The organism is Streptomyces sp. NPDC058289 (assembly GCF_042880975.1).
Classification (GTDB): domain Bacteria; phylum Actinomycetota; class Actinomycetes; order Streptomycetales; family Streptomycetaceae; genus Streptomyces; species Streptomyces stoeckheimensis.
In genome coordinates this window covers 37,020-53,055 of sequence record NZ_JBHVYI010000060.1, presented here as the reverse complement: position 1 = coordinate 53,055, position 16,036 = coordinate 37,020, and the positions used below count along the sequence as shown (strand labels likewise).

Genomic DNA, 16,036 nt, shown 5'->3' with positions numbered 1-16,036 from the left:
GCCCCGCCGGCGTTTGAGGGCCGGGTCCGGGCAGCGCCCGGGGCATCCTCCAGCCCCGCCGGCGTTTGAGGGCCGGGTCCGGGCAGCGCCCGGGGCATCCTCCAGCCCCGCCGGCGTTTGAGGGCCGGGTCCGGGCAGCGCCCGGGGAACGGTGGAAGGGTGGGTAGGGGACTCCGCCCCGCAGGGCCCACCCACCCACACCCGGGAACGGAACCGACCGGAGCCGGGGCCGGGGCCGGGGCCGGGGCCGGGGCCGGGGGGCCAGACCCGCATCGGGGGCCGCGGTCCGAGCCGGGGCCGGGGCTAGGGCCGGGTCAGCCCCCGACGCCCCGCAGGGCCATGGCCACCGCCGCGTCCGTGACCACGACGGGGTCTTCCCCCGCGCCCGCCTCGATCCGCCGGACGGCGGCGTCGACCACGCCCTGGAGCAGCATCGCGGCGAGCCTCGGCTCCGCTTGCCCCAGCGCACCCAGCGCCTCCACGATCATCGCGATCAGACTCCCGTGCGCCGCACGGATCTTCTCCCGCGCCCCGGCGTCCAGCTCGCTCGCCGAGATCGCCACGACCGCCCGGTGCCTCTTGTCCCCCACCAGCCCCAGCTGGCTGCGCACATACGCCTCGATCTTCGCCTCCGGCGCCTCCGCCTCGGACATCGCCGCCTCGATCTCGGCCGCCCACACGGGGAAGTCCACCGCGCACAGCTCTTCGACGACGGCCGCGCGGGACCGGAAGTACTCGTACACGGAGGACCGGGCGAGGCCGGTCCTCTCGGCGAGGGCGGGGAAGGTCAGCGCTTCCGTCCCCCCTTCGGACAGCAGGGAACGCGCGGCGTCCAACAGGGCGCCGCGCTGCATCGACCGGTGCTCGGCCACGGAGGCCGCTCGAATCCTGGGCACGCATCCACTCTACGGACGTACCGCAAGGCCGTCGCACGCTCTCGGCCCCGCTTTCGGCCCCGCCCTCGCGCCCCGGTACCCCGGTTCAGCGCCCGACGTCCGCCAGCTTCGCCCGCAGCTGCAGGACCGACTTGGTGTGGATCTGGCTGACGCGGCTCTCGGTGACCCCGAGGACGTTGCCGATCTCGGCGAGCGTGAGGCCCTCGTAGTAGTAGAGGGTCACCACCGTCTTCTCCCGCTCGGGCAGCGTGTTGATGGCCCGCGCCAACAGCCGCCGCAACTCCCGGTCCTCCGCGACCTCCACGGGGTTGTCCGCGGCGGTGTCCTCCAGGGTGTCCATCAGGGAGAGGCGGTCGCCCTCCCCGCCCACGTGCAGCAGCTCTTCGAGGGCGACCACGTTGGCCAGCGACAACTGGCTGAAAACGGCGTGGAGATCCTCCACCCCGATGCCCATCTCCCCGGCGACCTCGTGCTCGGTCGGGGTGCGCCGCAGCTGGGCCTCCAGCGTGGCGTAGGCCCGTTCCACGGCGCGCGCCTTCTGCCGCACCGAGCGCGGGATCCAGTCCAGCGCCCGCAACTCGTCGATCATTGCGCCGCGGATGCGGGTGATCGCGTACGTCTCGAACTTGATGGACCGTTCGATGTCGAACTTCTCGATGGCGTCGATCAGCCCGAAGACTCCGGAGGAGACGAAATCGGCCTGTTCCACATTGGGCGGCAGGCCGACGCTGACCCGGCCCGCCACGTACTTCACGAGGGGCGAGTAGTGCAGGATCAGCTGCTCCCGCAGCCGCTCGTCACCCGAGTCCTTGTACGAGCGCCACAGCACCTCCAGAGACGAGGGCGCGGTGGACCGCTCGCTGCCGCGCGCAGCGGGGGGCACCGCAGCGCGGTCGGACCCTGAGGTGTGCTGGGGCATGCTTCGCCTTTGCCGGAGCCGGATTCCTTGGGAGCGTAGCGTGACGGAAGTGTCGCGGTGCGCGAAGAGTACGGGATCGCGCGGGCCCACAAGGGCGCCCCGACTCGCGCGGGCGACCCGGGACCGGCGCCTGGCGCACGGTCCCGGCGGGTGCCACCGGGAGGACCGCGTCTCTCATCGGCTTCACTCTTTCACCGGAACGCCCCAGGTCAACGACCGCCTCGCCGGGCGACTCCGCCCTATGCGCCTCCTCTCGGCCGCTTCGAGGTCAACTGCCAGCCGTCGCCCTGCCGTTCGACGAACCCCAGAGAGTGAAGTTCGTACAGTCTGCCGATGACTTCATCGGTGCCGGTGCCCGCCGCGAGGGCCAGTTCCCCCAGGTCGGCCGGGCGCCCGGCCGGGAGGGCTTCGAGCACCCGGACCGCGTCGGGCCCCAGCAGGTCACGGGCGATCACGGGGCCCCGCCGCTCGGGGGCCAGCTCCCCCATCCCCCCGACCAGCTCGATGACCTCCGCCGCGTCCGTGACCAGCGCGGCCTCGCCGCGCAGCAGTTCGTGCACCCCGGCCGAGAGGCCGCTGGTGGCCGGGCCCGGGATGCCCATGGTGATCCTCCCCAGGCTCTGGGCCCGCCGGGCGGTGACCAGGGAGCCGCTGCGGTGGGCCGCCTCCACGACGACCGTGCCCCGGGTCAGGGCTGCGATGACGCGGTTGCGCAGGACGAAACGGCTCGGCGTGGGGTGACTGCCCGGCGGCAGTTCTCCGAGGAGCAGCCCCTGGGAGGCGATCCGGCCGAGCAGTCCGGCGTGCCCGCGCGGGTAGGGCACGTCCACCCCGCAGGCCAGCACGGCGACCGTGGCTCCGCCGGCGGCGAGGGCGCCGCGGTGGGCGGCGCCGTCGATCCCGTAGGCGGCACCCGAGACCACCACCCAGCCGCGCTCGGCGAGTTCACCGGCCAGGCTCTGGGCCATGTGTGCCCCGTACGGGGTGCACGCGCGGGCCCCGACCACCGCCACGGAGCGCAGGGCCCAGGTCCGCAGGCTCGGCCGGCCCCGCACCCACAGCCCGACGGGCCGGGCGTCGCCGAGGTCGTCCAGCTGACTCGGCCACTCCGCCGACCCGGGGCAGACGAACCGGCCCCCGGTATCGGCGGCGAGCGCCAGGTCCCGCCGGGGATCGGCCGCCGCGGCCCGGCGCCGGTATCCGGCGAGCCGCTCAGCGCCGACCCCGCTCAGCACCCCGGGCTCCGGCTCGGGCCCGGTCAGCAGCCGTATCAGCCCGACGGCCCCGTACGCCCGCAGCCAGCGGCCGCCGTGCTCCTCCCCGGGCTCCAGGACCCGGGTGAGCGCGGCCCGTGCGAGCACCTCGCCGTCGGGCTCCGCCTGCGGCTCCGGGCCGGCGGTCGGGGGCGCTTGTACGGGTCCCGGTCCGGGTTCCCGGCCCGGTCCCGGGGCCGACGCCGCGGCGGTCATGAGGCGGCGTCCAGGTGCGCAGTGGCTCCGCGGGCGATTCCGGTGCGCAGTTCGAGGGCGACCGCCACGTCCAGGGCGTCGGGGCGGTCCCGGCTCCTCAGGTCGGCCACCGTCCAGGCGACCCGGAGCACCCGGTCGAGCCCCCGCGCGGTCAGCAGTCCGCGCTCCAGGTCCCGCTCGGCCTGGGCCAATGCTCCGGGGGCGGCCGGCCAGCGGGTCCGCAGCTCGTGGCCCGGGACCTCGGCGTTGAGCCGCCAGGGCGTGCCGTCGAGCCGGGCGGCCGCCCGGTCGCGGGCCTCCCGGACCCGGTCGGCGACCACCGCCGTGGCTTCGCCGCGGCCGCCCCGCCCCAGCAGATCGGAGCGGGTGACCGGCTCGACCTCGACGCGCAGGTCCACCCGGTCCAGCAGCGGCCCCGACAGCCGGGCCTGGTAGCGGCGGACCACCGAGGCCGGACAGTCGCAGCCGGTCCCGTGCAGGGTGTGCCGCCCGCAGGGACAGGGGTTCGCGGCCAGCACCATCAGGAACCGGGCCGGCAGGCGTACCACCCCGGCCGCACGGGCGATGACCACGTGTCCCGCTTCGAGGGGCTGCCTCAGGGCGTCCAGGGCCTTGGTGCTGAACTCCGCGGCTTCGTCGAGGAACAGCACCCCCCTGTGGGCCAGGGACACCGCTCCGGGCCTGGCCACACCGGCTCCGCCTCCGACGAGGGACTGCATGGTCGCCGAGTGGTGCGGGGCGCAGTACGGGGGCCGGGCGACGAGGGGTTCGCCCGGGGGCAGGATTCCCGCGACCGAGTGGACGGCCGTGACCTCCAGGGAGTCCTGTCGGGTGAGCGGGGGCAGGATCCAGGGGATCCGCTCGGCCAGCATCGTCTTGCCCGCGCCCGGCGGTCCGCTCAGGAAGAGGTGGTGTCCCCCGGCAGCGGCCACCTCCAGGGCCCGGCGTGCCGCGTGCTGTCCGGCGACGTCGGCGAGCTCGGGGAAGTCCCGCCCGTCGCGGTCGCGGGCCACCCCCGTGCCGAGTCCGGCGCCCGGGACGACCAGCCCGGCGAGCATGGGGTCCGGGCGCCCGGACGGATCCGGCGGATCCTCCTCGGGCACCTCCCCCTCGGTGAGCACCGCGATCAATTGCCGCAGGCTGCGCACCCCGAGCACCGAGACGTCCGGGACGAGCATGGCCTCGGCCGCGCACTGCTGCGGGACCACGACCTGCCGGTATCCGGCCTCGGCGGCGGCGAGCACCGCCGGGAGGATCCCGCGGACGGGACGCACCCTGCCGTCCAGCCCCAGCTCCCCGATGAGGACGAGATCGGCGATCACCTTCGGGTCGACCACCTCGGCGGCGCCCAGGACGGCGGCCGCCACGGCCAGGTCGAAGCCCGCACCCGATTTCGGGACCGACGCCGGGCTGAGGCCGACGGTGAGCTTCTTCTGCGGCCAGGCGGCGCCCGAGTTCACCACGGCCGCCCTGACCCGGTCCCGGCTCTCGACCAGGGTCTTGTCGGGCAGCCCCACCAGGGCGAAGGTGGCGACTCCGGGCTCCAAGTCGGCCTGGACCTCCACCACCACGCCGTCGACGCCCACGAGGGCGACCGAGCAGGCCCGTGCGAACCCCATCAGGCCGCCCCCCTGACGTGCTCGACCACCGGCCCGCCGCGCCGCGGCAGCAGGACGCCGACGAGGTCGATGCGCACGCCGCCCGGGGGTGGTCCCCCGTGGTCGGCCAGCCAGCGCCCGGCGAGCCTGTGCAAGCGCTCGGCCTTGGCGGGCCGCAGCGCGGCCATGGGATGCTCGAACTCCCCCGCCCGCCGGGTCTTGACCTCGCACACGACGAGGGCGTCCCCGTCCCGGGCGACGATGTCGATCTCCCCGCCGCGACACCGCCAGTTCCGCGCGATCACGGTCATCCCGGCCTCGGTGAGCCGCCGCGTCGCGAGGTCCTCGCCGTACCGCCCCAATGCCTGCTGTGCCACGCCCTTCGCGTTCATCCGGCACCACCTCCGGCACCGACGATCCCGCGTCCCCGCCCACCTAGTGGATCTTGGTGGACAACCGGGGCCATGTGGACAACCCCGTCACCCCGGCGAGGAAGTCAAACGAGGTCAGGCACGGGGCAGGCGAGGGGCGGGCGAGGGGCCCAGGCGGGGAATCAGCTGCCCGGAAGTTCGAGATCGCTCTTGTTGAGCTCCTCGATGTTCACGTCCTTGAAGGTCAGCACCCGCACCTGCTTGACGAAGCGAGCCGGTCTGTACATGTCCCAGACCCACGCGTCGGCCATCGAGACCTCGAAGAAGACCTCCCCCTGTACCGAGTGCACCTGCATCTCGTAGTCGTTGGTGAGGTAGAAACGGCGTTCGGTCTCGATCACATACTTGAACAGCCCGACGACGTCGCGGTACTCGCGATAGAGCTTCAGCTCCATCTCGGTCTCGTACTTCTCGAGGTCCTCGGCACTCATGGCATGTTCCCCTTCAGCCGTGCGTCCCCCTATTGTGCGCCAGGCCCGTGCGCCCCTAAACGATTTCCGGGGTCAGGTTCACGGGCGCACCCGGGGGACCGTCGTCGAGCAGCCTGCGGAGCAGCTCTGCGAGTCTGGTCGGGTACACCGTCTCATGGGCCGCAAGCAGTTCCTCGGAGGTCCACCACCTGGTGCCCGAGACGCTGCGGCGCTCCAGCTCGGTGAGGCCGCCCAGCACCGTCGCCGTCTGGGTCGTGCGGGCCAGGAAGTACCACTCGTCCTGCTCCCAGCGGCGCCCGTCGAAGGGGAACGAGCAGTAGCGGTGCCACAGCACCGGCCCCAGTTCCACGTCGGTGATCCCGGTCTCCTCCGCGAGCTCGCGGAGCGCGGCCTGTTCCCGGGTCTCGGACCCTTCCAGACCGCCGCCCGGGGTGAACCACCAGTCGTCCGCCGGGTCTCCCGGCTCGAAGCCGTGCAGCAGCAGGATCCTGTCCTGCGGGTCCAGCAGGATCACCCGGGCCACCTTGCGCGGCCCGCCCGGCCCGGAAGCCGCCCCCGGCCCCGCCGTCGCGTCAGCGGACATCGGCCCGCTCCCTCCTCCGCCCGCGCCCGAGAACCCGTACGACCGGCCCGTAAGCGGCTCCGAGCACCACCAGGGCGGCTCCGGCCACCACCGCGGCCACCTGGAGCAGCAGCGGCCCCGCCGTCGAGGTCCCGCCGGGCAGGGCGGCGTAGGTCTCGGGCCGCTCCAGCATCGACATGGCGGGCCATGCGAGGGCGTCGACGCGGGCCTTCACCGCCGAGCGGGCCACCGTCCCCTGCCCGGCCTCCTCCAGGTGCGCCCGCGAGTCCAGCGAGGCTCCGCGCCGGTCGCCGAGCAGGAAGAGATTGCCCTCCGGCACCGTCACCTCGAACGGCGTCCGGGAGGCGGAGCCGCCCGGAGCGCCCGCCAGGTCGAGCTTCTCCGCCTCGATGTACGGCTCGTCCAGCTCCTTGCCGTTCACGATGAGCCGGCCGCCCGCACCGCAGCACTTGACCGTGTCCCCGCCGACGCCGACGACCCGCTTGACCATCGGCGAATCGCTCCACTGCTCGTCCTTGAAGATCACGACGTCCCCGCGGCGCACCTCGCCCCCGCCGATGCGCTGTGCCAGCACCCGGTCGCCGGGCTTCACCGTCGGCACCATCGAGTCGGTAGGCACCGTGTACGGCTGGTACACGACGGCTCCCCACACGAACCCGCCCAGGAAGAGCACAAAGCCGATGGCCACGGCGATTCCCGACAGCGTGCTGCCGAGAGCACCGCGGCCATCGCCGTCACCTGCTCGTATTGCTCGTGTTCCGCCCATTGCAAGCGCCCCCACACTCGGAGATCGTCGACCTGGGCGGCACCCTACCTGTCGGTACGCCCCGCGGTCAGCCTCCGCCTGCGCCACAGCACGACCGGCACCGCGCCGGCGAACCCGAGCGCGGCCGGGCCGAGCCCCACCGGCGCCAGCCCGGCGGCGTCCATGCCGAGCGCGGTGGCCTTGGTCTGCGTGCCGATGCCCGGCTGGTCGTAGGTGTCCGGAACCGGCAGGGTGGACCAGCGGGTGATCGGCCAGGCCACCACCACGGCGCGTCCGACGACATCGCTGACGGGCACGAAGCCCTGGGTGGAGTCCTGCTGGTGGTAGCGGGAGTCCTGCGAGTTCTGCCGGTGGTCGCCCATCACCCAGATCTTGTCCTTGGGCACGGTGAGCGGACCGAAGGGGAAGTCGTCGCACGGGGTGTTGCCCGGGAAGATGTACGGCTCGTCGAGCTCCTTGCCGTTGACGATGACCGGTCCCCCCTTCTTGCACTCGACCGTGTCACCGCCGATGGCGATCGTCCGCTTGATCAGGTCCTTCTCCTCGGCGGACGGCATGAGGCCGATCCAGCTGAGGGCCTTCTGCGCGATGTTGGGCTCAGGGGTGGCCTCACCGCTCAGCCAGTTCGACGGGTCGTGGAAGACCACGACCTCGCCTCGCTCGGGCTCCGATCCGAACCACGGCGTCAGCTTGTCCACGAGCACCCGGTCTCCGCGCTGCAGGGTGTTCTGCATCGAGTCGGACGGGATCGAGAACGCCTGCACCAGGAAGGTCTTGATCAGCAGAGCGAGCAGCAGGGCGATACCGACCAGGAGCGGCAGCTCCTTCCAGAACGACCGGTGCGGGCGTGCCGCGGCACCGTCCTGCGCGTCGCCGTCGTTCTCGCCGGCATCGGGCCGGGAGGAGTCGTTCGGCTCCTCGCCACCCTCGTCGCGTCCGGACCGTGCACCAACCGCCACGTCCCCCACATCCACTCCTCGTTCGGAAATCGACGCCCGGACCTGATGAGGCACGGGCCCTCCCCTCCCCTAACGAGCGGGAGTTCCCGAAGGCGCGGGAGACCAAGGACACACTATGCGAACGCGGAGCCGCCCCGGCGCCTACGGGGCGCGCGGCGACCGCCGCGCGCCTGGTCGGGAACCATGCGGAAGGTGGCGGGCTGTTCCAGCCGGTGCCAGTGCCCGAAGGGCCAGGCGATCACCACGGCCTGGCCGACCACGTCCTTCTCGTCGATCGTGCCGTGAAAGGCCTCGTCGAGGTGGTAGCGGGAGTCGGCGGAATTCGCCCGGTGGTCGCCCATGACGAAGATCCGCCCGGCGGGCACCTGCACCTCGAAGCGGATCTCCGAGGGCGCGTTGCCCGGGTTCACGTACGGCTCGTCGAGCGGCGAGCCGTTGACGCTGACCCTGCCCCGGGCGTCGCAGCACTTCACGCTGTCCCCGCCGACGCCGATGACCCGCTTGATCAGGTCCTGTTCGTTCGCCGAGGGCAGCAGGCCGATGAAGGTGAGGGTCTGCTTGATCTGCTTGATGCCCACCGGATCCTCGGCGGGCTGGAGGCTGTCGGCGCCCAGCCAGCCTCCCGGGTCCTTGAACACGACCACGTCTCCGCGCTCGACCTCGGAGCCGAACCACGGGGTGAGCTTGTCCACCAGGACCCGGTCGCCGATCCGGATCGTCTGCTCCATGGAGCCCGACGGGATGAAGAAGGCCTGGACGAGGAAGGTCTTGAGGATCAGGGCGATGCACAGCGCGACCACCACGAGCAGGGGCAGCTCCCCCACCCGTCGGGTACGCCGTCTGCGCCGGACCCGGCGGGCGAGGCGGCGCCGTTCGGCCCGGCCGCCGGGCTCCGCGGGCTCTGCCCCCGGCTCCCGATGCGGCTCCGGCTCCGCGTCGGCGTCGTCGTTCGCGGACTCGTCCCGGTCGCCCCTGGGGCGCCCGCGGCTACCCACGGATCCCGCGTCACCCCAGCGCGAAACCGGCCAGCCGATCCAGTCGGCCCGCCCGATCACCTTCTCCACCGGCACCATCCCCCCGCCCGGCTCCCCCAGGTGGTCCCGGGAGTCCCGGGACTGGGAACGATGATCACCCATCACCCACAGGCTCCCAAGGGGCACGACGATGCGGAACGGCACTTTCGATCCCGAGTCACCGGGAAAGAGGTACGGCTCGTCCAGCAGCACCCCGTTGACCTTGATCCGGCCCTTGTCGTCGCACACCACGTCGTCGCCGCCGACGCCCACGACCCGCTTCACGAAATCGGTGTCCGAGGGCTCGGCCAGCCCGAGCGCCGAGGCCGCCCCGTGCAGGGCTTCGCCGAGGGGATTCCCGTCCGGGTCCTCCCGTACGAAGGAGCCCTTGCCGTCGAAGACCACGACGTCCCCGCGCTCCGGCCGGCCGCCGAAACGGTACGCCAGCTTGTTGACCAGCACCCGGTCCCCGACGGCGAGCGTGGGCTCCATCGAGCGGCTCGGGATCAGGAAGGGCTGGAGCACGAAGTTGCTGAACAGCAGCAGGAAGACGGTGCAGGCCACGCCGAGCAGCCCGGCGCGCCGCCAGGTCAGCCAGCCGGCCTTGCCGGGATCCGGGTCCAGGTCCGAGTCCGCGTCCCTGCCTGCTTCCGGGGCGGGGCCCGCTCCGGAAACCGCTCCGGAAACCACGAAACGCGACCGCCCCTCCCCCTCGTCGGGGGAAGAGTGGCCGCGCTGCGTGTGAGGTGCTTCGGTGTCCATCGGGGGCGAGCCTATCCGGCCGACCCCTCAACCCCGAGAGCAGATCAGCGGTCGCGCTTCTCCTTGATCTTCGCGGCCTTGCCGCGGAGCTCACGGAGGAAGTACAGCTTGGCGCGACGCACGTCACCGCGGGTGACGAGCTCGATCTTCTCGAAGATCGGGGAGTGGACCGGGAAGGTACGCTCCACGCCGACGCTGAAGGAGACCTTGCGGACCGTGAAGGTCTCGGAGACGCCGGCGCCCTGGCGGCGGATGACGACACCCTTGAACTGCTGGATACGGGAGCGGTTGCCCTCGATCACGCGGACGTGCACGTTGACGGTGTCACCCGGACGGAAGGCCGGGAGGTCCGAGCGCAGGGTGGCGGCGTTGACGCCATCGAGCAGGTGAGACATGAGATTCGTCTGCTTTCTTCGCATGACGCCACAGGTCGCCGATGCGGGGTTTCCGGAGAGAATTCGGGAGCTGCGGGACTCGGCGGACGACGGTCCCCCTGTGGCAGGGGCGTACGCGAGCACACAGCAGCCGCCTATTCTTCCACGGTCTGGGGCCTGCGCCAAAATCGGCCGTCGGGGGACGGCTTCCAGCCGAGGATGCTCAGCAGCTCGCGGTCCTTCTTGTCGAAGGCGGAGGCCTCGCAGCGCTCGATCAGATCCGGGCGGTTGGCCGCCGTACGTCGGAAGGCCTCGTCGCGGCGCCACCGGGCGATCTTGCCGTGGTGGCCGCTGACCAGCACGTCCGGGATCCCGTGGCCGCGCCACTCCGGGGGCTTGGTGTAGACGGGCCCCTCCAGCAGGTTGGCCATGTCCCCGGGCGCGAAGGAGTCGTCGCGGTGCGATTCGGCGTTGCCGAGCACCCCGGGCAGCAGCCGGGCCACGGCCTCGGTGACGACCAGGACGGCCGCCTCGCCGCCGGCCAGGACGTAGTCGCCGATGGACACCTCGTAGACCGGGAGGCGCGTGGCGTACTCGTCCATGACCCGGCGGTCGATGCCCTCGTACCGGGCCGGGGTGAAGATCAGCCAGGGGCGTTCGGAGAGTTCGACGGCCAGTTCCTGGGTGAACGGCCGGCCGCTCGGGGTGGGGACGACGATGACGGGCCCGTGCGCGCCCGCCTCGTAGCCGTCGGCCAGGGCCGCGTCCAGGGCCTCGCCCCACGGCTCGGTCTTCATGACCATGCCGGGACCGCCGCCGTAGGGGGTGTCGTCCACCGTGTTGTGCCGGTCGTACGTCCAGTCCCGCAGGTCGTGGACGTGTACGTCGAGCTGGCCGCGCGCCCGCGCCTTGCCGACCAGGGAGACGTTGAGCGGTTCCAGGTACTCGGGGAAGATCGTGACGACGTCGAGACGCATCAGGCGTCTTCCCCGTCCCGGACCTCGGCCTCGACCTCGTCGGCGTCCTCGCCGGTCTCGGAGCCCTCGGCAGCCTCGTCGGCCTCGTCCTCGTCCCGGGTGGAGACGACGATCGCCTCGCGCTCGTCGATGAGACCGGGCGGCGGGGTGATGACGCAGCGCTGCTCTTCGAGGTCGATCTCGGCGACGATCTCCTCCACGAAGGGGATCATCACCTCGGTGCCGTCCGGCCGCTCGACGATGAACAGGTCCTGCGAGGGCAGGTGGGAGATCTCGGTGATCCGGCCGATCACGGTGCCGTCCTCGAGGACCACGTCGAGATCCATCAGCTGGTGGTCGTAGTACTCGTCGTCCTCGGCCGGCAGCTCCGCCGGATCCACGTCGGCGATGAGCAGGATGTTGCGCAGCGCCTCGGCGCCGGTGCGGTCCTTGACCCCGGCGAAGCGCAGCATCAGCCTGCCGCTGTGCACCCGGCCCGTCTCGACCGTCAGCGGCCCCGCCGAGGCCGGGTCGGTCCGGAGCACGGCGCCGGGCCCGAGCCGCAGCTCCGGCTCGTCGGTCCGCACCTCGACGGTGACCTCACCCTTGATCCCGTGGGCGCGGCCGATCCGCGCGACTACCAGCTCCACTGTGTCTCTTCCCTTTTGCGGCTAAACCGCCGCCGCTCTCGCGGAGGTGGTACCTCTCCGTCGTGGTTGCTCAATTGATGGTTGCTCTCACGCGTGGGTAAAAACGGCTCGGGCCGGGGGGGCAACCAGCGCCCTCCCCGGCCCGAGCCGGCAATTCAACTTCTCAGCGGACCTGGTCCACGTCGACGAGGTCGACGCGGATCCCCCGGCCGCCGATGGCGCCCACGACGGTACGCAAAGCACGTGCGGTGCGGCCGTTGCGACCGATCACCTTGCCGAGGTCGTCGGGGTGGACCCGAACCTCCAGCACCTGCCCGCGGCGCAGGTTGCGCGAGGCGACCTGCACTTCGTCGGGGTTGTCCACGATGCCCTTCACGAGGTGCTCAAGAGCCTCCTCGAGCATGCTCAGGCCTCGGTCGACTCGGCGGTCTCGGCCTCAGCCTCGTCCGCCTTCTTGTCGGCCTTCTTCGCCTTCTGGGTAATGGCTTCGCCCTTGCCCTCGCCGATGCCCTCGAGGGCCTTGGCGAACTCGTCGAAGGAGCGACGCTTGTTCTCCTTCGTCGCCGGCTGCAGCAGCGGCGCGGGGGCCGGGAGGCCCTTGTGCGCCTGCCAGTCACCGGTGAGCTTCAGGATGGCGAGCACAGCCTCGGTGGGCTGGGCGCCGACAGACAGCCAGTACTGCGCACGCTCGGCGTTGACCTCGATGCGCGACGGGTTGTACGTCGGGTGGTAGATACCGATCTCTTCGATCGCGCGACCGTCCCGACGGGTACGGGCGTCGGCGACGACGATGCGGTAGTGCGGCTGGCGAATCTTGCCGAGGCGCTTGAGCTTGATCTTGACTGCCACTGGAGTGGTGTCTCCTGAACTTGACGTGGTTGGGCACATGAGATGCCACGTGGGGTTGCGGTACTCGGGTGCCCGATGGACGCGTCAGCCGGAGGAGAGAGGGGTCCTATGCGACTGTCGAGTACAGCTGTCCATTGTGCCACACGCCCGCGGCGCGCTCGGCCGGGATGTCGCGGAGCGAGCCCGCCGGATCAGGAGGCCACCGCGATGGCCACTTCCGGGATGCGGAAGGGCTTCATGCAGCCTCCGCACACGATCGGGGCCTGGGCCAGTACGGACGGGACCACGCGCACATTGCGCCCGCAGTCGCAGACCGCCTTGACGCGGACTCCGCCGCCGGACGACCCGTGCCGGGCGGCCGGACCGCGGAAGCTGCGCTTGGTGTCGGCGGCCGTGGCGACCGTGTGCGCCTTCAGCGCGCGCTGAAGGCGCTCCATGGTGGGGCGGTAGCGCTTCTTCGCCTCGGGATTGAGCGAGACCAGGGAGAAGCCGCTGCTCGCGTGCGGCTCTTCGGTGTGGTCCAGCCCCATCTCCTCGGCGATCGCGAGGAACCTGCGGTTGTGGTAGCGGCCGGCGCGCGAAGTGTCACGCACTCCGCGGGCTGCGGCGATGCCGTGGACTGCCTCGTGCAGCAGTCGCTCGAAGGAGAGCTCGGCGCCGCAGGCGGACGAGGACTCTCCGATCAGGGACTCGGGCGCGGCAAGGTCAGGCAGCTCGGAGTGGTACCGCTGAATATCGGCCCACGCCTGCGCCAGCTCTGCGGCGAGAACAGGTGGTGTCGTGCTCACGTCGTGACAACGAGCCGGGGTGCCCAGGTGTTCCGATTCCGGGCCATTCCAAATTTTTTGCACGTACCAGTCAGTTCAGTCTCATGCGTCCCGACGAGGACGGGTGCGCATATCTCCGGAGGAGTCGGTACGTAACGAAGCCCAGCGACCGCCGGCGACGGACACAGCCCCGGCGTGCGGCAGGTGCCGCGCGCCGGGGCGTGAGAGCCGTCGGTCGGACCGCCTAGTACGAGCGCGCGACGATCGCGAGGTTGCCGGGGGCGTCGTCCGCCTGCGGCACCGATCCGTCCTCGGCGATCAGGCAGCGTACGGAGACGGCCTGCTCGGCGAGCTTCGCCTCGCCCTCGGGGCCGAGGTCGGCCCACGGGATCCGCGCCCAGCCACCGGCGATGGCGGCCTCGGCGGCCTCCTCGATGGTCGAGACGTCGGAGGTACGGGCGATGCGGCGCTCGCGGGACTCGCGCAGCAGCTGCTCCTGGTCCTCTTCCAGCACCTTGGGCAGCAGGGCGGCGAGGTCGGAGATCTGCACGGCCTCCTTGCCGCCCGGGATCCGGCGGGCCAGCATCGCGGTGCCGGCCTCCAGGTCGCGGGGACCGATCTCGACGCGGACCGGTACGCCCTTGAGCTCCCAGTCCACGGCACGGCGGCCGAAGGGGGTGTCGACGCGGTCGTCGACGAACACCCGCAGGCCCGCGGCCTTGAGCTGGGCGCCCAGCTCGCGGACCTTCGTCACGGCCTCGTCGCCCTTGATCGCCATGACGACGACCTGGACGTGCGCGAGGCGCGGCGGGACCCGCAGGCCGTTGTCGTCGCCGTGCGACATGATCAGGCCGCCGACCATGCGGGTGGAGACGCCCCACGAGGTCTGCCAGACGAGCTCCTGCTTGCCTTCCTTCGACAGGTACTGCGTGTTGAAGGCCTTGGCGAAGTTGGTGCCGAGCTCGTGGCTGGTGCCGAGCTGCAGGGCCTTGCCGTCGCCCATCATGCCCTCGAGGGTGAGGGTGTTGATGGCGCCGGCGAAGCGCTCCTTGGCGGTCTTGCGGCCGAGCACGACGTCGATGCCGAGCACGTTGGTCATGAAGTCGCCGTACACGTCCGTGTGGATGCGGGCGGCGTAGTCGCGGGCGTCCTCGTACGTGGTGTGGGCCGTGTGGCCCTCCTGCCAGAGGAACTCGCTCGTACGGAGGAAGATGCGCGGGCGCATCTCCCAGCGGACCACGTTCGCCCACTGGTTGATCAGCAGGGGCAGGTCGCGGTAGCTCTGGACCCACTTGGAGAAGTAGTCGTTGATGATCGTCTCGGAGGTGGGACGGACGACGATCGGCTCGTCCAGCTCCTTGCCGCCGCCGTGCGTGACGACCGCGAGCTCGGGGGCGAAGCCCTCGACGTGCTCCGCTTCCTTCGTCAGGTACGACTGCGGGATGAACAGCGGGAAGTACGCGTTCTGGGCGCCCGCGTCCTTGATGCGCGCGTCCATCTCCTGCTGCATCCGCTCCCACAGGCCGTAGCCGTACGGCCGGATGACCATCGTGCCGCGGACCGGACCGTTGTCGGCCAGCTCGGCCTTGTTGATCAGATCCTGGTACCAGCGGGGAAAATCCTCCGCCTGGGGGGTGAGAACGGGTGCCTTTGCCATGGCGCGAATGGTACGGCGCCCGGAGTGCCGAACGTGAATCGGGTGCGAATCGGGTGGCGCGCTCCTCTGGACGCGGGGGCGAATCGGGAGTTCTCTGGCAACGGGGGCATGGGGGCGACACGGAATCAGGAGCGCTCTTTCGATGACACCGACGCCGACGGCGACGCTTGTCGCGCGGGACTGGGCGGAGATCCAGGAACGGATGCTGGTACCGCTGTACGAGGCGGTCTACGACCGACTGGAGGTCGGGCCGGGAGACCGGCTGCTGGGCCTCGACTGCGGGGCCGGGCTGGCCCTTCTGCTGGCCTCGGGCCGGGGAGCCCTGGCCACGGGTGTGGAGACGGATCCGGCACGCCGCACGCTGGCCCGGGAGCGCCTCCTGGAGGTCCTCGCGGCCCCTCCGGTGCCCGCGGTGCCCTACGACGTCCTGCTGGCCTTCTCGCCCTCCCCGGGCGCCCTCGCCGCGGCCCTGCCGGCGCTGCGCAGGCCCGGCGCCGCGGTGGTGTTGGCCGACTGGGGCCCGGCGGAGCGGTGCACGGTGCCCTCCGTCCTGGGCGGCGGGCCGGCCGCGCGGGACCTGGACGCGATGGCGGCCGCGGCCGGGCTGGTGCCGGACGGATCGGGGCGGGTGTTCTGCCCCTTCGGGTACGCCGACGTGGACAGCGCGGTGCGCGGGCTGCTGTCGACCGGGCTGTACGAGTGCTCCGACCCGGTGCAGGTGGAGAAGGAACTGGCGGAGGCGCTTCACCCGTACGAACGGGGTGACGGGGCCGTCTGGCTGCCGAACATCTTCCGCTACGTCATCGCCCGTACGGCGTAACCGCCTCCATCCGGGCAACCCTCCCCGTGGGGGGGGGCGGGCCCGCCCCCCCCGCCCCGCCAGGTGGGGTCCCGGGGGGTGCCCCCAGGGCCGGGGGCCCCGCGGGCGGGCGGGGTTGGGTTGGGCACAATGGGTT

The 16,036-nt window shown here is 71.9% G+C and carries 18 protein-coding genes; 1 reads left to right on the top strand and 17 read right to left on the bottom strand.

What is annotated here, in order from left to right:
* Window positions 1-314 precede the first annotated feature (314 nt).
* The 17 genes from ACFVX6_RS27405 to proS form a co-directional block, all read right to left on the bottom strand.
* Window positions 315-872 (bottom strand): TetR/AcrR family transcriptional regulator, encoded by a 558-nt coding sequence (locus tag ACFVX6_RS27405; RefSeq protein ID WP_250743946.1) that lies wholly within the window; start codon window positions 870-872, stop codon window positions 315-317.
* 109 nt (window positions 873-981) lie between these two features.
* A complete protein-coding gene (gene whiG, locus ACFVX6_RS27400) occupies window positions 982-1,815 on the bottom strand; it encodes an RNA polymerase sigma factor WhiG (protein ID WP_250743879.1) in 834 nt (277 codons plus the stop codon).
* A 239-nt stretch (window positions 1,816-2,054) separates the two neighbouring features.
* Window positions 2,055-3,284, bottom strand: coding sequence for a DNA-processing protein DprA (dprA, locus tag ACFVX6_RS27395; RefSeq protein ID WP_389695787.1), 1,230 nt, complete (start codon window positions 3,282-3,284; stop codon window positions 2,055-2,057).
* Window positions 3,281-4,903, bottom strand: coding sequence for a YifB family Mg chelatase-like AAA ATPase (locus ACFVX6_RS27390; protein ID WP_389695785.1), 1,623 nt, complete (start codon window positions 4,901-4,903; stop codon window positions 3,281-3,283). The genes dprA and ACFVX6_RS27390 overlap by 4 nt, the downstream gene beginning before the upstream one ends.
* Window positions 4,903-5,274, bottom strand: a complete 372-nt coding sequence (locus ACFVX6_RS27385; RefSeq protein ID WP_389435131.1) for a YraN family protein — start codon at window positions 5,272-5,274, stop codon at window positions 4,903-4,905. The genes ACFVX6_RS27390 and ACFVX6_RS27385 overlap by 1 nt, the downstream gene beginning before the upstream one ends.
* A 161-nt stretch (window positions 5,275-5,435) precedes the next feature.
* Window positions 5,436-5,744 carry a DUF2469 domain-containing protein gene (locus ACFVX6_RS27380; RefSeq protein ID WP_005311352.1) on the bottom strand — a complete coding sequence of 103 codons (309 nt, stop codon included), beginning with the start codon at window positions 5,742-5,744 and terminating at the stop codon, window positions 5,436-5,438.
* Between the two features lie 55 nt (window positions 5,745-5,799).
* Entirely contained in the window at window positions 5,800-6,327 is a 528-nt protein-coding gene (locus ACFVX6_RS27375) for an NUDIX hydrolase (protein WP_389695783.1), read from the bottom strand.
* Complete coding sequence (gene lepB / locus ACFVX6_RS27370) at window positions 6,317-7,093, bottom strand: signal peptidase I (protein WP_389695793.1); 777 nt, start codon at window positions 7,091-7,093, stop codon at window positions 6,317-6,319. The genes ACFVX6_RS27375 and lepB (ACFVX6_RS27370) overlap by 11 nt, the downstream gene beginning before the upstream one ends.
* A gap of 44 nt (window positions 7,094-7,137) precedes the next feature.
* Window positions 7,138-8,052 (bottom strand): signal peptidase I, encoded by a 915-nt coding sequence (lepB, locus tag ACFVX6_RS27365; protein ID WP_389695781.1) that lies wholly within the window; start codon window positions 8,050-8,052, stop codon window positions 7,138-7,140.
* 113 nt (window positions 8,053-8,165) lie between these two features.
* Window positions 8,166-9,827 (bottom strand): signal peptidase I, encoded by a 1,662-nt coding sequence (lepB, locus tag ACFVX6_RS27360; RefSeq protein WP_389695779.1) that lies wholly within the window; start codon window positions 9,825-9,827, stop codon window positions 8,166-8,168.
* A gap of 44 nt (window positions 9,828-9,871) precedes the next feature.
* Window positions 9,872-10,222 carry a 50S ribosomal protein L19 gene (gene rplS / locus ACFVX6_RS27355; protein WP_112450506.1) on the bottom strand — a complete coding sequence of 117 codons (351 nt, stop codon included), beginning with the start codon at window positions 10,220-10,222 and terminating at the stop codon, window positions 9,872-9,874.
* A 134-nt stretch (window positions 10,223-10,356) separates the two neighbouring features.
* Window positions 10,357-11,178 (bottom strand): tRNA (guanosine(37)-N1)-methyltransferase TrmD, encoded by an 822-nt coding sequence (gene trmD, locus ACFVX6_RS27350; protein WP_250743888.1) that lies wholly within the window; start codon window positions 11,176-11,178, stop codon window positions 10,357-10,359.
* The gene (gene rimM / locus ACFVX6_RS27345) at window positions 11,178-11,807 is read right to left on the bottom strand and encodes a ribosome maturation factor RimM (protein WP_389695777.1); all 630 of its coding nucleotides are present in this window, start codon (window positions 11,805-11,807) and stop codon (window positions 11,178-11,180) included. Before rimM ends, trmD begins: the two co-directional genes overlap by 1 nt.
* Window positions 11,808-11,970: 163 nt before the next feature.
* Window positions 11,971-12,210 carry an RNA-binding protein gene (locus ACFVX6_RS27340; protein ID WP_030011889.1) on the bottom strand — a complete coding sequence of 80 codons (240 nt, stop codon included), beginning with the start codon at window positions 12,208-12,210 and terminating at the stop codon, window positions 11,971-11,973.
* 2 nt (window positions 12,211-12,212) lie between these two features.
* The gene (rpsP, locus tag ACFVX6_RS27335; RefSeq protein WP_243337676.1) at window positions 12,213-12,656 is read right to left on the bottom strand and encodes a 30S ribosomal protein S16; all 444 of its coding nucleotides are present in this window, start codon (window positions 12,654-12,656) and stop codon (window positions 12,213-12,215) included.
* A gap of 191 nt (window positions 12,657-12,847) precedes the next feature.
* Window positions 12,848-13,444, bottom strand: a complete 597-nt coding sequence (locus ACFVX6_RS27330; protein ID WP_389695775.1) for a hypothetical protein — start codon at window positions 13,442-13,444, stop codon at window positions 12,848-12,850.
* Between the two features lie 223 nt (window positions 13,445-13,667).
* The gene (proS, locus tag ACFVX6_RS27325) at window positions 13,668-15,080 is read right to left on the bottom strand and encodes a proline--tRNA ligase (protein ID WP_389695773.1); all 1,413 of its coding nucleotides are present in this window, start codon (window positions 15,078-15,080) and stop codon (window positions 13,668-13,670) included.
* 142 nt (window positions 15,081-15,222) lie between these two features.
* Between proS and ACFVX6_RS27320 the strand changes: the two genes are divergently transcribed.
* Entirely contained in the window at window positions 15,223-15,900 is a 678-nt protein-coding gene (locus tag ACFVX6_RS27320) for a methyltransferase type 11 (RefSeq protein WP_389695771.1), read from the top strand.
* Window positions 15,901-16,036 lie beyond the last annotated feature (136 nt).

Bases quoted from the DNA above. Each gene is read 5' to 3' on its own strand.
- lepB (WP_389695779.1), bottom strand. From the start codon at position 9,827: ATGGACACCGAAGCACCTCACACGCAGCGCGGCCACTCTTCCCCCGAC.
- proS (WP_389695773.1), bottom strand. From the start codon at position 15,080: ATGGCAAAGGCACCCGTTCTCACCCCCCAGGCGGAGGATTTTCCCCGC.
- trmD (WP_250743888.1), bottom strand. From the start codon at position 11,178: ATGCGTCTCGACGTCGTCACGATCTTCCCCGAGTACCTGGAACCGCTC.
- ACFVX6_RS27375 (WP_389695783.1), bottom strand. From the start codon at position 6,327: ATGTCCGCTGACGCGACGGCGGGGCCGGGGGCGGCTTCCGGGCCGGGC.
- ACFVX6_RS27390 (WP_389695785.1), bottom strand. From the start codon at position 4,903: ATGGGGTTCGCACGGGCCTGCTCGGTCGCCCTCGTGGGCGTCGACGGC.
- rplS (WP_112450506.1), bottom strand. From the start codon at position 10,222: ATGTCTCACCTGCTCGATGGCGTCAACGCCGCCACCCTGCGCTCGGAC.
- ACFVX6_RS27380 (WP_005311352.1), bottom strand. From the start codon at position 5,744: ATGAGTGCCGAGGACCTCGAGAAGTACGAGACCGAGATGGAGCTGAAG.
- whiG (WP_250743879.1), bottom strand. From the start codon at position 1,815: ATGCCCCAGCACACCTCAGGGTCCGACCGCGCTGCGGTGCCCCCCGCT.
- ACFVX6_RS27320 (WP_389695771.1), top strand. From the start codon at position 15,223: ATGACACCGACGCCGACGGCGACGCTTGTCGCGCGGGACTGGGCGGAG.
- lepB (WP_389695793.1), bottom strand. From the start codon at position 7,093: ATGGGCGGAACACGAGCAATACGAGCAGGTGACGGCGATGGCCGCGGT.
- ACFVX6_RS27385 (WP_389435131.1), bottom strand. From the start codon at position 5,274: ATGAACGCGAAGGGCGTGGCACAGCAGGCATTGGGGCGGTACGGCGAG.
- ACFVX6_RS27340 (WP_030011889.1), bottom strand. From the start codon at position 12,210: ATGCTCGAGGAGGCTCTTGAGCACCTCGTGAAGGGCATCGTGGACAAC.
- dprA (WP_389695787.1), bottom strand. From the start codon at position 3,284: ATGACCGCCGCGGCGTCGGCCCCGGGACCGGGCCGGGAACCCGGACCG.